Genomic DNA, 16919 nt, shown 5'->3' on the forward strand with positions numbered 1-16919 from the left:
GATGACAAAATCCCAAAATCCAGAGCAGTTTTGGGATTTTGTCAACAATCTAAGGCAGCAAACAATTGCTGCCTTTTAAGCATGCCGTGTCAAAGTGTGAATAAAGAGAGGTATGATAGAATAAGAGCAAATTCCGATTCAGAAAGAAAGCAAGGGGAAGTACATGATTCAACTCATGATCATGATGCTGGAGAGAGTGGGGATCATCGTCATCCTGGGCTTTATGTTGGCCCATATGAAGGTGTTCCGTCAGCACCTTCAGCATCCGGAAGGGTATAAGGGAAAAGGGGTTCTCATCTTCATTTTTTCCCTGTTCAGCATCATCAGCAACTATACGGGCATTGAAATCCGAGAACACAAGATTTTGAACAATGATTGGATTTTTGCGATCGATCCGTCAAGCTCGATTGCCAATACGAGAATTCTCGGTGTCGAAATCGGCGGCCTGATCGGAGGGCCGTTTGTCGGAGCGGGTGTCGGGCTATTGTCAGGCATTCACCGTTTTTCACTGGGAGGGACGACGGCTTTAAGCTGTGCGGTTTTTTCACTGCTGGCTGGCGTCATCGCGGGTTATATCGGCAGCTTTTTCAGGAAACGGCATCAGATGGTGACACCAAGGGTAGCCGCTCTGGCGGGTATTTGTATGGAGGGTCTGCAGATGCTGATGATTCTCGTGCTTGCAAAACCGCAGGCTGAGGCTCTTGCGCTCGTTCAGATGATTGGCATTCCGATGATGATTGTCAACGGGACGGGCAGCTTTATCTTTCTATCGATCATTCAGTCTATTATCCGCAAAGAGGAACAGGCGCGGGCCGTTCAGACCCATAAGGTGTTTTCGATAGCGGATCAGACGCTTCCTTTTTTCCGCCGGGGACTGAATGAGGATTCCTGCAAAAGCGCAGCTCTCATTATTCATCGGATGACGGGGACGGATGCCGTATCGATTACGGACAGAGAGAACATTCTCGCTCATGTCGGAGATGGAGCCGATCATCATATTCCTTCAAAAAATCTGATCACCGGTTTATCGAAAAAAGTCATTCAAACCGGAAAGGTCATGAAAGTGAAGTCGCGCGATGAAATCGAGTGTGCGCACCGTTCCTGTCCGCTGCAGGCGGCGATCGTACTGCCGCTCTTCTCCAACCGCGAAACGATTGGCACGCTGAAGCTGTACTTTAAGCACCCGTCCGGTCTTAACCGCGTGACGGAAGAGCTCGCCGAAGGGCTTGCCATGCTTTTTTCCACTCAGCTAGAACTCGGTGAAGCAGAGCTGCAAAGCAAGCTTTTGAAAGATGCCGAAATCAAGGCGCTTCAAGCGCAAGTCAATCCGCACTTTTTATTTAATGCCATCCATACGATTTCTGCTCTGTGCAGGACAGATCCGGAAAAAACGCGGAAACTCCTCCTGCAGCTGAGCGTTTATTTTCGTTCAAATCTGCAGGGAGCCAGGCAGCTGATGATTCCGCTCTCAAAAGAGCTGAATCACTTGGAAGCCTATTTATCATTGGAGCAGGCCCGGTTCCCTGGCAAGTATCATATTGATTTTCATATCGAGGACGGTCTTGAAAGCATGGAAATTCCTCCATTTATATTGCAGCTGCTCGTTGAAAACGCGCTTCGCCATGCATTCCCGAGAAAACAAAAGGTGTGCACGGTAAAAGTATGCGCTGTGAGAGAGCAGGACGGCGTTTTGATGAAGGTGTCAGACAACGGCAGGGGAATTGATCCGGAGCTGCTTGGACAGCTGGGACAGGCGCCCGCACCTTCAAAGGAAGGGAATGGGACGGCGCTTTACAATGTGAATCAGCGGCTCACCGGTTTGTTCGGGCACCAGGCTGCCCTGCAGCTTGCCAGTGAACATGATCAAGGAACAGAGATATCCTTTAAGATTCCTTTTCAAACCGAAAGAGAGGGGAACAGAGATGCTCAAAGTATTAATCGTTGATGATGAAATGTTTGCGCGAGACGAGCTGAGATATTTATTAGAGCAGACCGAAGAAGTGGATGCGGTCGATGAGGCTGAACATATCGAAGAAGCGTTTGACAAAATGGCGGATCACAAACCCGATATTCTTTTCTTGGACATCGATTTGTCTGGGGAGAACGGTTTTGACATTGCGAAGCGGCTGAAAAAAATGTCGGCGCCTCCGGCTGTCGTTTTTGCGACCGCTTATGATGAATATGCGCTGAAAGCATTTGAAGTAGATGCGGTCGATTATTTGACAAAGCCGTTTGATGAGGAGCGAATCAGACAGACGATCCAAAAATATAAAAGGATGCGCCCCGGCCATCAGGAGGAGCAGCGGCTTGCGGGCCGCCACAGACTGGCTCTCAGCATTGACGAAGCGATCGTCATTCTCGATCCGGACGAAATCGTATACGCCGGGTTAGAAGACGGACACGTCACAGTGAAAACCTTTGATCAGGCATATACGGTTCACGATACATTAGTCGTTCTCGAACAAAAGCTTTCACAGACGGCGTTGATCAGGGTGCATAGAAGCTTTCTCGCAAATATGGATCATATTAAAGAAGTCAAACCTTGGTTCAATTCGACATACAACCTCCTGATGAAAGACGGCTCCACGATTCCTGTCAGCCGCACATACGCGAAAGAGCTGAAAAAACGGCTGCATATGGTGTGAAATGATAAGCGGCGGTGAAAGACTGAATTCGTCATTCACCGCCGTTTTTTAGCGCTGGAGCCCGGGCCGTCCCGCTTCAACGGCGAACATGGCATAAGTTGAGACTGGGGCGCCGGGCCGTGTGATATAAGGAAGAACCTGAAAGTCGGCTTCGAGCTGCCGGGGCGTCAAGCGGCAGCGAACATAGCCGCGCTGCGCATTGTACAGTTTGACATGCGGGTTTCCGAGCCAGATCGGCGCCAATGAATCGGTCTCGCTGCCGTCAGCGTCTGAAGAGATCGAAGTTGTGATCAGCTCGGTTCCAATTGTCGCTGAACCCGCATCGTCGAAGTTCTCCTTTAAGTCGGCGGTGGCATGTCTGTGAATATCTCCTGTCAGCACAACGGGGTTTTGGATACCGTATGCCTTGTATGCGGAAAAAAGCCTGTCGCGGCAAGCGGGAAAACCATCCCACTGGTCTGTGCTGTACTCAACTCCAGGACCTGTATCGCGGTCGATTTGAGCCAGCACGACTTGCTGGACTAAAAAGTTCCATACCGTGTCAGACCGGCTCAAGCCGTTAAAAAGCCAGCGCTCCTGGTCAAATCCGAGTATGGAACGTGACGGCTCAAGCCGTTCGGCCTCATTTGCCGGGAAATTATTGCGGTACTGCCGGGTGTCCAGAACATTGAATTCAGCCAGGTTTCCATAGCGGAACCGCCTGTACATCAGCATGTCAGGCCCATTTGGAATCGATGTGCTGCGAATCGGGATATTTTCGTAGAAAGCTTGGTACGCCGCTGCGCGCTGCCGGAGAAAATCGTCCGGAGACGTGTTGTATTGCGAATGGATGCCGGCATAATTGTTTTCGACCTCATGGTCATCCATCGTCACAACCCAGGGAGCCAGCGCATGAATGGCCTGGAGGTCCGGATCTGTCTTAAAAAGAGAATATCTGAGTCTGTATTGGCTGAGCGTGACGGTTTTTGCGTTATGGGCAGCGGATAAAGTCACATCGCGGAAAAGATTTTTAGCATTAATGGCATATTCGTAAATATAGTCTCCGAGGAAAAAAACAACGTCCGGATGGTCTTCGGCCATATGCCGGTAAGCTGTAAAATATCCGTGGTACCAAGCTTGGCACGAGGCGAGAGCGAACGACATTCCCTTGATGTCGGCGTGCGGGGCAGGCGCTGTTTTTGTACGGCCTGTCCGGCTGATTTCCCGCCCCGCTTTAAACCGGTACCAATAATAGCTTCCCGGCTTTAAGCCGTGCACTTCAACATGAACGGAGTGGGCGAGCTCAGTAAGCGCAGAGGCCGTCCCGCGCTTCACCACTTTGCGAAAATGTTCATCTTCAGCTACTTCCCACTGAACAGGGACGGCTCTGCCGGGCATTCCCCCTAAACCGTCTTCGGCAAGCGGATCTGGGGCAAGCCTCGTCCAAATGACAACCCCGTCGGGATGCGGGTCACCCGAAGCCACGCCAAGTTTGAATGGATAATCTGCAAATCGGGGCGCGCCGGCGGCGATCGAAGCGTCTTCAGGCATCAGGCCGCGTCTTGCTAAAGATGCGAATTCGCCAGCCGGAACAAAGCGGCCTCCTCTAGAATGGTCCATGGGTCAGGCCTCCTCATCAATCGTTTTCTCATTAACCACTATACGATCTGTTTTGCTTCATTAGCACATTCTGGAATTTAAATGTTTGTGAAGAATTTGCAAAGCCGGAAGAGCGACTTGCATTTCAGCGTCCTATTTCTGCAGTTGAAGGGCCGTATCCGGCAAGTTATTTTGAAAACGCTTTTTTGGCCGGTCTTTTTTTTATAATGAACCCAACACAGCCAAAGAGGTGAACGAAATGAAGGATAAAAAAGAATATGGCTTTTTAACTCAGGCATTTATTTTTGCTGTTATGATGTTTGTTTCAAACGGAATCGCCGCGGTTCTGCCCATCCCGATTCCTCCGTCTGTCATCGGTTTGGTGCTGTTGTTTACATTGCTGTGTGCGAAGGTGCTGAAGCTGGAACAAGTCGAATCGCTCGGCACGGCGCTCACTTCGCTGATCGGCTTTTTATTCGTTCCGTCGGGTATATCAGTGATGAATTCGCTCGGCGTCATGGAGAAATACGGATTGCCGATCGTCCTTGTGATATTCCTGGCCACCGTCATTCTGCTTGCAGCGACAGGCTTGTTTTCACAGTTCATTCTGTCTGTCGGCAAAAAGGACCGTCAGGACACCCGGGTTGAACCAGCTAAAAAAACAGCTTCTTGAATCAATAGGAGGTTATTAACGCTATGACACCTTATTTCGGTATCGTCGTTTCACTGGCCGCATTTGGCATCGGCACTTTTTTATTTAAAAAATCAAATGGTTTTTTCTTGTTCACGCCTCTGTTTGTCGCGATGATTCTTGGGATCGCGTTTTTAAAAATCGGCGGTTTTTCATATGAGGACTACAAGAGCGGCGGAGACATCATTAAGTTCTTTTTGGAGCCCGCCACGATTGCGTTTGCCATTCCTTTATACAAACAGGCGAAAAGCTTGAAAAAATATTGGCTGCAAATCCTTGGCGCCATTATTGCGGGCTCTGTCTGCTCGGTTGCTGTCGTCTACCTGATCGCAAACGCGCTCCATCTTGACGGAGCCGTCATGAAAAGCATGCTGCCCCAGGCCGCCACGACGGCGATTGCGCTGCCTTTATCAAAAGGGATCGGCGGCATTCAAGATATCACGGCCTTCGCCGTCATCTTTAACGCAGTGATTGTCTATGCGCTCGGCGCGCTTTTTTTGAAAATCTTCAAAGTGCGGCATCCGATCGCCAAAGGGTTGGCACTCGGAACATCGGGACATGCCCTCGGCGTCGCCGTCGGGATTGAAATGGGGGAAGTCGAAGCGGCAATGGCGAGTATTGCAGTTGTCGTCGTCGGCGTCGTGACCGTGTTTGTCGTACCGTTATGTGTCCAAATGATCGGCGGATAGAGCCGGTGAAAGAAAAATAAAAAAATAGCATTGCTATTTGAAATGTGTCCTGATATAATAGCAAATGTTGTGATAAATTTTATATCTTGACTTGCAGGATTTGTTTATGTAAGATGGATAATGAATTGAATATATATCAACAAGCAGAAGCACCCGCTTCTCACCTGATTGACACATTCTTGTAGTTGGCAGGTTAAACGTACATTTCTTATTTTCTATGCAATGTTCGCAGTGTGGGTGTTTCGATGCCCGCACTTTTTGTTTGCCTGTGGAATGCAAAGAAACAGTCAAAATGAGTTGTGAAATCAATTCAAAGATTCTATGGAGGTGGCTCATTATTAGCAAAGATCAATTGGTTAATGAGGGTATCCGTGCGCGTGAAGTTCGTTTGATCGGACAAAATGGCGATCAGCTTGGGATCAAATCCCGCCAGGAAGCACTGGAAATTGCGGGTCGCGCAAATCTTGACCTTGTGTTGGTTGCAGCGAATGCAAAACCGCCTGTATGCCGGATCATGGACTACGGAAAGTACAGATTCGAGCAGCAGAAGAAGGAAAAGGAAGCACGCAAAAATCAAAAAATCATTAACTTAAAAGAAGTTCGGCTGAGCCCTGGTATTGAAGAACACGACTTCAATACAAAGCTTCGCAACGCCATTAAGTTCCTGGAAAAAGGGGACAAAGTGAAAGCGTCCATCCGCTTTAAAGGCCGTGCGATCACGCATAAAGAAATCGGACAGCGCGTGCTGGACCGTTTCTCAGAAGCCTGCGCGGAAGTGGCGACTGTTGAAACGAAGCCGAAAATGGACGGCCGCAGCATGTTCTTGGTGCTCGCGCCTAAAATTGAAAAGTAATTAAGGAGGAAACATCCATGCCAAAAATGAAAACTCACCGCGGATCTGCGAAACGTTTTAAAAAGACAGGTTCCGGGAAACTGAAACGTTCTCATGCATATACAAGTCACTTGTTCGCAAATAAATCTCAAAAACAAAAGCGCAAGCTTCGCAAAAGCGCAGTCGTAAGCGCCGGCGATTTCAAACGCATCAAGCAGCAGCTTGCCAACATTAAGTAATTCGGAAAAGGTATAATTAGGAGGGAAATCTAATGCCAAGAGTAAAAGGCGGAACTGTTACACGCAAACGTCGTAAAAAGGTTCTCAAATTAGCAAAAGGTTATTTTGGTTCAAAACATACATTATATAAAGTAGCTAACCAGCAGGTTATGAAATCAGGAAACTACGCTTTCCGTGACCGTCGTCAGAAAAAGCGTGATTTCCGCAAACTGTGGATCACTCGTATCAATGCTGCAGCACGCATGAACGGTCTTTCTTACAGCCGTTTGATGCACGGTCTTAAGCTTTCAGGTATCGAAGTAAACCGCAAAATGCTTGCTGACCTTGCTGTAAACGATTTGAACGCATTCAATCAGCTTGCAGACGCTGCTAAAGCGCAATTGAATAAATAATTGAAAAAAGGCCGGAACCCGGCCTTTTTCTTTTGTTGTTAGAAGCTTCTCACGCGGGATGTGAACGGTTCGGGACGCCGGCCGCTGCAAGCCCCAAACCGCGAAACAAGGGGAAATGAACAATATGACTCTCATATGGATATACGCGATCCTGATAAACGGATACGGCTTTTTCTTAATGAAAGCAGACAAGCAAAAAGCGGTCACTGGGCAATGGAGGGTATCTGAGCGCCGCATCTGGCTCGTTGCAGCCGCTTTCGGATCGGCAGGCGTCTGGTTCGGGATGATGCGGTTCAGACATAAGACAAAACACCTTTCCTTCAGGCTTGGCATTCCTTTTTTGCTGGTCGTGCAAGCCGTTTTGACCTATTGTTATATGATGAATTAAAAAAGCAGACGAGGCCTATTGCTCTTCTGCTTTTTTGTTTCTCCACTTTTGAATGTTCGAATCCCAGTCGATTTTGCAATCGGGATAGTGCGCTTTAATGTTTTCTTCCAATTCCGCGAAGTCTTCTTCCGTGAAAGAGCCGAGTTTTTCTTCAGGCGCTTCCGTCCATACAAAAATCGTATGGATGAACAGCGGATGGTCTTTTGAAGGAATGTGTTTTTCTCCTTCGAAAAGCACGCCTTTAAATGTCAGCTTAAGATTTTTGCGTGCATTTTTCTGTTCGTCCAAAAAATAAAAGTGTTCTTTGGCCTGTGCTGATTTCAGCCTTCTGTCCGGGCTCCCCAAAAATTGAACGGCCCTGTACACGACGTAAACCAAAAGCGCCAGCAAAGCCAGTCTCAATATGATGACAATCATGTGAAAACAGAACCTCCCTTGAACGTAATTTTGAGTATATCCCAATATATACGAACCAGTTCCCGCAAGGTTTCACTTTTTAACCAAAAAAGCTGTACAGAATATTGGTCGTATTGAAAAGGGATGTTTCTGTATAATAGTAAATGAGGGTTAATTAAGGAGGCTGTATAGAGATGGCAAAGCTTGATGAAACATTGACGATGCTAAAGGAATTAACAGATGCAAAAGGAATTCCGGCAAATGAAAAAGAGCCCAGACAAGTCATGAAATCGTACATAGAACCGTTTGCCGACGAGGTTACGACAGACAGACTGGGAAGCTTAATCGCTAAAAAGACCGGACAGGCTGACGGACCGAAGATTATGATTGCCGGCCATCTTGATGAGGTCGGTTTTATGGTTACGCGGATCGATGACCGGGGTTATCTCCGCTTTCAGACGGTTGGAGGCTGGTGGAGCCAGGTCATGCTGGCGCAGCGTGTGACGGTCGTGACGAAGAAAGGCGACATCACCGGTATCATCGGTTCAAAACCTCCTCATGTCCTGTCTCAGGAGGCAAGAAAAAAATCGGTCGATATTAAAGATATGTTTATCGATATCGGTGCGTCGAACAGAGAGGAAGCGATGGAGTGGGGCGTTCTTCCGGGAGACCAGGTCGTTCCTTACTTTGAATTTACGGTGATGAATAATGAAAAAATGCTGCTTGCCAAAGCATGGGACAACCGTATTGGCTGCGCGATCGCGATCGATGTGCTGAAAAATCTGAAAGGAGCGGATCACCCGAATGTCGTCTATGGCGTCGGAACCGTACAGGAAGAAGTCGGACTGAGAGGCGCGAAAACCGCCGCGCATACGATCAAGCCTGATATCGCTTTCGGTGTTGACGTGGGAATCGCGGGTGATACGCCGGGTATTACCGAAAAAGAGTCGACAAGCAAAATGGGAAAAGGCCCGCAAATCATCCTTTATGACGCTTCAATGGTGTCCCATAAAGGGCTTCGCGACTTTGTCACGAATGTTGCAGATGAAGCCGGCATTCCGTATCAATTTGACGCCCTCTCAGGCGGAGGAACAGATTCGGGATCGATCCACCTTACCGCGAACGGAGTGCCTGCCCTGTCGATCACGATCGCGACGAGGTATATCCATACGCACGCGGCCATGCTTCACCGGGATGACTATGAACATGCGGTAAAATTAATTACCGAAGTGATTAAACGATTGGATAAAGAGACGGTTCAAAAAATTACATTTGACTGATGAAAGATGTGGCTGACAGCTTATTTTACAAGCTGTCAGCTTTTTTTGTAATGTAAAAGACAGCGCTTACATATATAAACATTGTTCGGAAAATTGACAAAGAAAGGGAGGCATTGTTTTTTCATTTACAAGAACAGGAGTGTGATCTGAATGAAAAATGTGTTGCGGAGAATGTCTTTGACAGGATTGATGTTCGGACTGCTGCTGGCTTTTTTGATGCCTGAATCAGGCAAGGCTGCGTTTTGGGACACAAAGGGGGACAATTTCATCCATGATCCTTCCATCATTAAAGAGGGAAATACGTGGTATACATTTGGAACCGGGCTCGGTACAGGGCTGCGTGTCATTAAGTCAACCGACGGCAGAAACTGGAGTGCTGCCCCGAGTATTTTTCCAGCTCCATTGTCCTGGTGGAAGATGTACGTACCAAATCATGAACCGCATCAGTGGGCGCCGGATATCAGCTACTATAACGGCCGGTATTGGCTCTATTACTCGGTATCGTCTTTCGGTTCAAACACATCAGCGATAGGACTCGCATCAACAGACCGGATTTCATCCGGCCAATGGCGGGATGACGGGCTGGTCATCAGATCGACATCCGGTAATCAGTTTAATGCCATTGACCCTGATCTGGTCATTGACAAAGAAGGAAATCCATGGCTCTCATTCGGTTCCTTTTGGACCGGCATCAAGCTGACAAGGCTTGATAAAAACACGATGAAGCCGACGGGAAGCCTGTATTCGATCGCCTCGAGGCCGAATAACGGCGGAGCGGTTGAAGCGCCGAACATTACCTACAAAGACGGCTACTATTACTTATTTGTCTCGTTTGACAGCTGCTGTAAAGGGGTGAACAGCACATATAAAATAGCGTATGGCCGTTCAACGAGCATTACGGGACCCTATTATGATAAAAGCGGCAAAAATATGATGAACGGAGGAGGAACGATCCTCGATTCCGGCAATGACCGCTGGAAAGGGCCGGGACATCAGGATGTTCTGAACAACTCGATCCTTGTCAGACACGCTTATGACGCACTGGACAATGGCGTATCGAAGCTGCTCATCAACGACTTGTACTGGGATTCCCAAGGGTGGCCGACTTATTAACAGATGACGGGCGATTTTTCCGCCCGGTTTTTTTGTTCTGAAATCTGTCAATAAAATAAAAAACATTCTGGAAATTAAATTGACAGTTTTTTTCAAAATGATATAATGAAGTTGTTCGTACAAATATGTTTTTGGGTTTAGTTGTACGTACATATAGTCGTGATAAGTTTGAGAATGAGGTATATCCATGTTTTTTTGTAAGCGTTTTAATAGTTTGCTAATCTTTACACAGACACCATAAAGAAGAGGAGGAAGCTATTTGATTCAGACAAAGACGCATGTATTTTGGTTTGTGACAGGCAGCCAGCATTTATATGGAGAAGAGGCTGTACAAGAGGTGGAAGAGCATTCCAAAATGATCTGCAACGGATTGAATGACGGGCATTTAAGGTTTCAAATCAAGTACAAAGCGGTGGCCACTTCGCTGGACGGCGTCAGAAAACTGTTTGAAGAGGCGAACCGGGACGAGGAGTGCGCGGGCATCATCACCTGGATGCATACGTTTTCACCAGCGAAAATGTGGATTCCGGGCCTGTCAGAGCTGAATAAGCCGCTGCTCCATTTTCATACCCAGTTTAACCGGGACATTCCGTGGGACAGAATCGACATGGACTTCATGAATATTAATCAGTCCGCACACGGCGACCGCGAATACGGCTTTATCGGAGCGAGATTGGGCATTCCGCGAAAAGTCATCGCCGGGTATTGGGAAGACAGAGACGTCAAACACTCGATCGACAAATGGATGAGCGCAGCGGTCGCATATATTGAAAGCCGTCATATCAAAGTCGCCCGATTTGGGGACAACATGCGCAATGTGGCGGTGACGGAAGGAGATAAGATTGAAGCGCAGATTCAGCTTGGCTGGTCTGTCGATGGATATGGAATCGGCGACCTCGTCACAGAGATCAATGCTGTATCAGAACAAAGTCTGAACGAGCTCATCTCCGAATATGAGGAGCTTTATGAGTGGCCGGAAGGCGAAGAGGCAAGGGAATCAGTCAAGGAGCAGGCGCGGATCGAGCTTGGATTAAAGCGCTTTCTTTCGAGCGGGGGCTATACGGCCTTTACGACAACCTTTGAAGACCTCCACGGTATGAAGCAGCTTCCAGGTTTGGCCGTTCAGCGGCTGATGGCCGAAGGCTACGGTTTCGGAGGAGAAGGAGATTGGAAAACGGCTGCACTCGTCAGGATGATGAAAGTGATGGCCGGCGGAAAAGAAACGTCATTTATGGAGGATTACACGTACCATTTTGAACCGGGCAATGAAATGATTCTCGGCTCCCACATGCTTGAAGTGTGCCCGTCGATTGCCGAACACAAACCGAGAATTGAAGTCCATCCGCTGTCAATGGGTGCAAAGGATGATCCGGCGCGGCTCGTGTTCGACGGAATTGCAGGCCCTGCGGTCAATGTCTCCCTCATCGATTTGGGCGGACGTTTCAGGCTTGTCATCAATGAAGTGGAAGCTGAGAAGGTTCCGCATGATATGCCGAATCTTCCGGTGGCGCGCGTACTTTGGAAGCCGCAGCCGTCTCTGAGAACATCGGCCGAAGCGTGGATTTTGGCTGGCGGTGCGCACCATACATGCCTTTCGTATCAGCTGACAGCTGAGCAGATGCTCGATTGGGCCGAAATGTCGGGAATTGAAGCAGTGTTGATCAATCGCGATACGACGATTTTAAATCTTCGCAATGAACTTAAATGGAGTGAAGCTGCATATCGGCTTCGCAAGTTTTAAAGGGGTGAAGGCTTATCCCTTACACAATCGGAGTTGACTTTGGAACATTGTCAGGACGCGCTGTTCTCGTCGATGTCCGGACAGGTGAGGAAATCGCGACAGCTGTCAAAGAGTACACACACGGGGTGATAGACCGGGAGCTTCCCGTCTCAAAGCAAAAACTTCCGAGGGACTGGGCGCTCCAGCATCCGGCTGATTACATTGAAGTGCTGGAGGAAACGATTCCAAGCCTTTTAAAGCAGTCGAAAGCGGATCCGAAAGAAATCATCGGCATCGGAATCGATTTCACGGCTTGCACGATTTTGCCCGTTGACGAGAACGGCACTCCTCTTTGCATGAGGGAAGAGTATGCGTCAGAACCGCACAGCTATGTGAAGCTTTGGAAGCACCATGCTGCACAGGAGCAGGCGAATCGCTTGAATCAAATCGCGGAAGAAAGAAATGAACCTTTTCTTCAAACATACGGCGGGAAAATTTCTTCCGAGTGGCTCGTTCCAAAAGTGATGCAAATCGCGGAAGAAGCGCCTGATATTTATGATGCCGCAGCCGAGATGATGGAAGCGGCCGACTGGATCGTCTATATGCTGTGCGGAACCAGAAAGCGCAACAATTGCACAGCGGGTTATAAAGCGATTTGGAACAATAGGAGCGGCTATCCTTCCGACGATTTCTTCGCAAGCCTGCATCCGAAGCTGAAAAATATCGTTCGCGAAAAATTAACGGAGGATATTTATTCTGTAGGCGAAAAAGCGGGCGGACTGACTGAAGAAATGGCCGGGAAAACAGGGCTTCTGGCGGGTACGGCAGTCGCTGTCGCAAATGTTGATGCGCATGTGTCAGTTCCTGCGGTCGGCATCACAGAGCCGGGCAAGATGCTGATGATCATGGGAACGTCTACCTGCCATATGCTGCTCGGTGAAGATGTCAGAATGGTGCCGGGAATGTGCGGCGTTGTTGAAAACGGGATTCTTCCGGGCTATGTCGGCTATGAAGCAGGCCAATCGTGCGTCGGCGACCATTTTCATTGGCTGATTCAACACTTTGTTCCAGAAGCGTATATGAAAGAAGCTGAAGCCGAAGGGATTTCCATTTTCGAACTGCTTTCTCAAAAGGCTGACCGTCTCCAAATCGGTGAAAGCGGTTTGCTTGCATTGGATTGGTGGAACGGAAACCGTTCAACACTCGTTGATGCCGATCTGACGGGCATGCTGCTCGGTATGACGCTTGCCACTAAGCCTGAAGAGATATACCGTGCATTGGTTGAAGCGACTGCCTACGGGACGAGGATCATTATTGAAACGTTCAGACAAAGCGGCGTGCCGATCGAGGAGCTGTATGCCGCAGGAGGAATCGCCGAAAAAAATCCGTTTATCATGCAGATTTACGCGGATGTCACCAACATGGAAATCAAAATTTCCGGATCTCCGCAGGCGCCGGCTTTAGGTTCCGCGATATTCGGAGCGCTCGCGGCCGGAAGCGTGAACGGCGGTTACGACCATATCGAAGAAGCCGTCGCACATATGGGCAAGATCAAGGATCAAACGTACAAACCAATTCCTGCAAACGTTTCCTTATACGATCAGCTTTATGCGGAATACAAGGAGCTTTACACATACTTCGGAAAGCAAAACAATGTGATGAAACGCCTTAAAAAATTGAAAAACATCCAGTCCCTTAGTTCCGACACCGGTAAAGCGATGGCTTAGAGGGAGGAGAAAACTGTGCTGGAATCTTTGAAAGAACGAGTATTAAAGGCGAATTTGCAGCTTGAAGAATACCGGCTTGTCACCTTTACATGGGGAAATGTCAGCGGTATTGACCGGGAGAATGAGCTGGTCGTCATCAAACCGAGCGGTGTCAAATACAGCGATTTGAAAGCTGAAGATTTAGTGGTTTTGAATATGGACGGCGAGATTGTAGAAGGGGATTTGAAGCCGTCTTCCGATACGCCGACACACCTCTATCTTTACCGGCAGTTTCAATCGATCGGCGGGATCGTCCATACGCATTCTCCGTGGGCGACAAGCTGGGCGCAGTCAGGGAAGGATATTCCGTCACTCGGAACGACTCATGCTGACTACTACCACGGTGACATTCCGTGTACAAGAGAAATGGAACCCGAGGAGATCAGAGGTCAATACGAGTTGAATACAGGAAAAGTGATTGCCGAGACGTTCCGGCATCTTGACCCCCTGGCGATGCCCGGCGTTCTCGTGAACAATCACGGGCCGTTTTGCTGGGGGAAAGACGCCTTGACTGCCGTACACAATGCTGTCGTCTTGGAAGAAGTCGCGAAGATGGCGTACCGCTCCCTGATGCTGAATCCGTCTCTTGAGCCGATTAAGAGCGCTTTGCAGGATAAGCACTATTTTCGCAAGCACGGGGCAGACGCGTATTACGGCCAATAGAGGAGGGAAGCTGTCAATGAAAGACCTGATCTCTTATGTGAAAGACACTTTGGGTGCATGCGAATGCGGAGCCGTTCATCATCCGCTTACAGTCGAAAAAATCGCGATCGGCGGCAATGCTGTTGAGCAAGAATTGCCCGCTTTTGTGAAAGCGGCTTCCTATAAAAAAGCCGCTGTCATTTATGATGAAACGACCGGACGGATAGCCGGCAAGCGGATTGCGGCTCTTCTTGAAGAAACGGCTGAAACGGTTCATGTTCTGCTGGAAGCTAATGAAGCGGGCGATGTGACGGCGGATGAGCAAACGTTGGTGAGTGCGTTGATCGGTGTACCGATTGATGCGGATGTACTGATTGCGGCCGGAGCGGGCACGATTCACGACATCGTCAGGTTTTGCGCCTATCAGCGCGGCATCCCGTTTATTTCAGTTCCTACGGCTCCGTCGGTTGACGGTTTTACTTCAGCCGGCGCACCGCTGATTTTAAAAGGAAAGAAACAGACGGTTCAAACGACAGCGCCGATCGCGCTCTTTGCCGATTTGGAGCTCTTGTGTCAAGCGCCGCAGAACATGATAGCCGCAGGTTTTGGCGATATGCTCGGCAAGGAGACGTCGCTTGCGGATTGGGAAATTTCCCGCTTGCTTGCCGGCGAGCCGTATTGTCCGGCCGCCAGCCGGCTCACGAGGGAAGCGCTTGATCAATGTCTTGACCGAAAAGATGACATCGCCGCCAAGACGCGTGATGGGATTAAGAAATTGATGGAATCGCTGATCCTTTCTGGCCTCGTCATGCTGGTTCTCGACCATTCAAGGCCGGCTTCCGGCGGCGAGCACCATCTTTCCCACTACCTTGAAATGAAAGCGTTGGAGAACAATAAACGGCAAGTGCTCCACGGTGCTAAAGTCGGCTGCAGCGCCATCATGCTGACTGACATTTACCGATCTCTTATCGGTGCAAGCCTGGGTGATCAACACGCAGAACACGCGATTCGCTCCGTTTATGAAAAGCTCCCTGACGGTAAAAAAATGGCAGAGTGGATGAGGCGTATCGGCGGGCCTGTATCATTCAAAGAACTCGATGTTGAAGAAGAGCTGGTGAGAGAAGCGCTCGCATACGCCCATCAGCTCAGAGACCGGTATACGGGACTGAAAATCATCAATCAATACGGCCTTTTGCCAGGGCTATTAGGCGAAGGACCGGGCGTGAAAGGGGTTAAAATGTGAAAAGGTTCCTTTCATCTATCTTTATGGTCACGGTCGCTGCATGTCTGCTTTTATCGGGGTGCAAGGCGAGTCCTGCCTCCGATCAAACGGACAGCACCGAACTGATATTTTGGACATTCAACGGCCTTCATGAACAGTTTTACGCTGAGATGGTGAAAGAATGGAACAAAAAGTATCCCGAGCGAAAAATCAAATTAAATACAGTGGTGTATCCGTATGGACAGATGCATGACAATTTATCAATCTCGCTTTTAGCCGGGAAAGGGGTTCCAGATATTGCAGATGTGGAGCTGGGGCGCTATTCGAACTTTTTGAAGGGCTCTGACATTCCTCTTACAGATTTAACGCCGCTTGTGGAGGATGAACGAGACAAGTTTGTTGAAGCGAGGCTGACGCTCTACAGCAAGAACGGCAAGCTTTACGGACTTGACACACATGTCGGAACAACCGTGATGTATTACAACATGGAAATGATGAATAAAGCGGGCGTTGATCCGGACGACATCAAAACGTGGGAAGATTACAGGGAAGCGGGAAAAAAGGTCGTCAAAGCTCTCGGAAAGCCGATGACAACGATTGAAACGACCGACCCGAATTCATTTCTGCCGCTGGTTTCCCAGCAGGGATCCGGTTACTTTGATGAACAGGGGCGCTTGACATTAAACAATGAGACAAACGTGAAAACGCTCGAATTTTTAAAGACTTTAATTGAGAAAGACAAAATAGCCGTCACAACGCCCGGAGGCAATCATCACAGTGAAGAATACTACGGATTTATGAACCAAGGCGGCGCGGCGTCTGTCTTAATGCCGATCTGGTATATGGGCCGTTTTTTGGATTATATGCCTGACTTGAAAGGGAAAATCGCGATTAGACCGCTGCCGGCATGGGAAGAAGGGGGAGACCGCTCAGCGGGAATGGGCGGAACGGCCACCGTGATTCCAAAGCAGGCAAAAGAGGTCGATCTGGCCAAGGATTTCTTGAAATTTGCCAAAGCGTCAAAAGAAGGCAACATCAAGCTGTGGACCGTGCTCGGGTTCGATCCGCTCAGATGGGATGTGTGGGATTCGGACGAATTGAAAAAACCAAATCAATATACAGAATACTTTCAAAACGGACAACACATCTTTTCCGTGCTTCTTGACATAAAGGATGAGATCAATCCGCTTTACCTTACTGAGGATTATGCGAAGACTTCCGATCTCGTCAACAGAAACGTACTGTACGAAGCGCTCAAAACGAAGAGCAAAACACCGAAAGAAGCATTGGACAAAGCAGCAGATGAAGTGAAAGGGCAATAGTCTT

17 protein-coding genes and 1 other annotated feature are annotated in these 16919 nt (G+C 48.7%); of the genes, 15 read left to right on the plus strand and 2 right to left on the minus strand.

Going from position 1 to position 16919, the window contains the following annotated elements; genetic code table 11:
• Nucleotides 1-163 precede the first annotated feature (163 nt).
• Entirely contained in the window at nucleotides 164-1945 is a 1782-nt protein-coding gene (locus tag MST20_RS12940; protein WP_243942715.1) for a sensor histidine kinase, read from the plus strand.
• The gene (locus MST20_RS12945) at nucleotides 1923-2645 is read left to right on the plus strand and encodes a LytR/AlgR family response regulator transcription factor (RefSeq protein WP_243942716.1); all 723 of its coding nucleotides are present in this window, start codon (nucleotides 1923-1925) and stop codon (nucleotides 2643-2645) included. The genes MST20_RS12940 and MST20_RS12945 overlap by 23 nt, the downstream gene beginning before the upstream one ends.
• A gap of 48 nt (nucleotides 2646-2693) precedes the next feature.
• On the opposite strand, the gene MST20_RS12950 is transcribed toward MST20_RS12945, so the two are convergent.
• Nucleotides 2694-4244 carry an alkaline phosphatase D family protein gene (locus tag MST20_RS12950; protein WP_243942718.1) on the minus strand — a complete coding sequence of 517 codons (1551 nt, stop codon included), beginning with the start codon at nucleotides 4242-4244 and terminating at the stop codon, nucleotides 2694-2696.
• Nucleotides 4245-4482: 238 nt separating this feature from the next.
• On the opposite strand from MST20_RS12950, the gene lrgA reads away from it, so the two are divergent.
• The 6 genes from lrgA (at nucleotide 4483) to MST20_RS12980 (ending at nucleotide 7454) form a co-directional block, all read left to right on the plus strand.
• Nucleotides 4483-4896: an antiholin-like murein hydrolase modulator LrgA gene (gene lrgA, locus MST20_RS12955; protein ID WP_243942720.1), complete on the plus strand. Its 414-nt coding sequence runs from the start codon at nucleotides 4483-4485 to the stop codon at nucleotides 4894-4896.
• Nucleotides 4897-4919: 23 nt separating this feature from the next.
• Entirely contained in the window at nucleotides 4920-5603 is a 684-nt protein-coding gene (lrgB, locus tag MST20_RS12960) for an antiholin-like protein LrgB (RefSeq protein WP_243942722.1), read from the plus strand.
• 135 nt (nucleotides 5604-5738) lie between these two features.
• Nucleotides 5739-5870: a sequence feature (ribosomal protein L20 leader region), on the plus strand.
• A 67-nt stretch (nucleotides 5871-5937) separates the two neighbouring features.
• Nucleotides 5938-6456, plus strand: coding sequence for a translation initiation factor IF-3 (infC, locus tag MST20_RS12965; RefSeq protein WP_243943411.1), 519 nt, complete (start codon nucleotides 5938-5940; stop codon nucleotides 6454-6456).
• Between the two features lie 17 nt (nucleotides 6457-6473).
• Nucleotides 6474-6674 carry a 50S ribosomal protein L35 gene (gene rpmI / locus MST20_RS12970; protein WP_003184267.1) on the plus strand — a complete coding sequence of 67 codons (201 nt, stop codon included), beginning with the start codon at nucleotides 6474-6476 and terminating at the stop codon, nucleotides 6672-6674.
• Nucleotides 6675-6706: 32 nt separating this feature from the next.
• Nucleotides 6707-7066, plus strand: a complete 360-nt coding sequence (rplT, locus tag MST20_RS12975; RefSeq protein ID WP_003184266.1) for a 50S ribosomal protein L20 — start codon at nucleotides 6707-6709, stop codon at nucleotides 7064-7066.
• Nucleotides 7067-7190: 124 nt separating this feature from the next.
• Nucleotides 7191-7454 (plus strand): DUF1294 domain-containing protein, encoded by a 264-nt coding sequence (locus tag MST20_RS12980; RefSeq protein WP_243942724.1) that lies wholly within the window; start codon nucleotides 7191-7193, stop codon nucleotides 7452-7454.
• A gap of 15 nt (nucleotides 7455-7469) precedes the next feature.
• Here MST20_RS12980 and MST20_RS12985 read toward each other — a convergent pair whose 3' ends face one another.
• Nucleotides 7470-7871 (minus strand): sigma-w pathway protein ysdB, encoded by a 402-nt coding sequence (locus MST20_RS12985; RefSeq protein WP_075751980.1) that lies wholly within the window; start codon nucleotides 7869-7871, stop codon nucleotides 7470-7472.
• A 173-nt stretch (nucleotides 7872-8044) separates the two neighbouring features.
• On the opposite strand from MST20_RS12985, the gene MST20_RS12990 reads away from it, so the two are divergent.
• From MST20_RS12990 to araN, 7 genes are all read left to right on the plus strand, one after another.
• On the plus strand, nucleotides 8045-9130 hold the full coding sequence (locus MST20_RS12990; protein ID WP_243942726.1) for a M42 family metallopeptidase: 1086 nt from the start codon (nucleotides 8045-8047) through the stop codon (nucleotides 9128-9130).
• Nucleotides 9131-9280: 150 nt separating this feature from the next.
• Nucleotides 9281-10243, plus strand: coding sequence for an arabinan endo-1,5-alpha-L-arabinosidase AbnA (gene abnA, locus MST20_RS12995; RefSeq protein ID WP_429703038.1), 963 nt, complete (start codon nucleotides 9281-9283; stop codon nucleotides 10241-10243).
• 259 nt (nucleotides 10244-10502) lie between these two features.
• Complete coding sequence (gene araA, locus MST20_RS13000) at nucleotides 10503-11984, plus strand: L-arabinose isomerase (protein ID WP_243942728.1); 1482 nt, start codon at nucleotides 10503-10505, stop codon at nucleotides 11982-11984.
• A 14-nt stretch (nucleotides 11985-11998) separates the two neighbouring features.
• Nucleotides 11999-13690: a ribulokinase gene (gene araB, locus MST20_RS13005; RefSeq protein ID WP_243943413.1), complete on the plus strand. Its 1692-nt coding sequence runs from the start codon at nucleotides 11999-12001 to the stop codon at nucleotides 13688-13690.
• 15 nt (nucleotides 13691-13705) lie between these two features.
• The gene (gene araD / locus MST20_RS13010) at nucleotides 13706-14392 is read left to right on the plus strand and encodes an L-ribulose-5-phosphate 4-epimerase (RefSeq protein ID WP_165427749.1); all 687 of its coding nucleotides are present in this window, start codon (nucleotides 13706-13708) and stop codon (nucleotides 14390-14392) included.
• 16 nt (nucleotides 14393-14408) lie between these two features.
• Nucleotides 14409-15614: a sn-glycerol-1-phosphate dehydrogenase gene (locus tag MST20_RS13015; RefSeq protein WP_243942730.1), complete on the plus strand. Its 1206-nt coding sequence runs from the start codon at nucleotides 14409-14411 to the stop codon at nucleotides 15612-15614.
• A gap of 23 nt (nucleotides 15615-15637) precedes the next feature.
• Entirely contained in the window at nucleotides 15638-16915 is a 1278-nt protein-coding gene (gene araN / locus MST20_RS13020; protein WP_243943414.1) for an arabinooligosaccharides ABC transporter substrate-binding protein AraN, read from the plus strand.
• Nucleotides 16916-16919: the final 4 nt, after the last annotated feature.

Source organism: Bacillus sp. B19-2 (genome assembly GCF_022832475.1).
GTDB classification, from domain to species: domain Bacteria; phylum Bacillota; class Bacilli; order Bacillales; family Bacillaceae; genus Bacillus; species Bacillus paralicheniformis.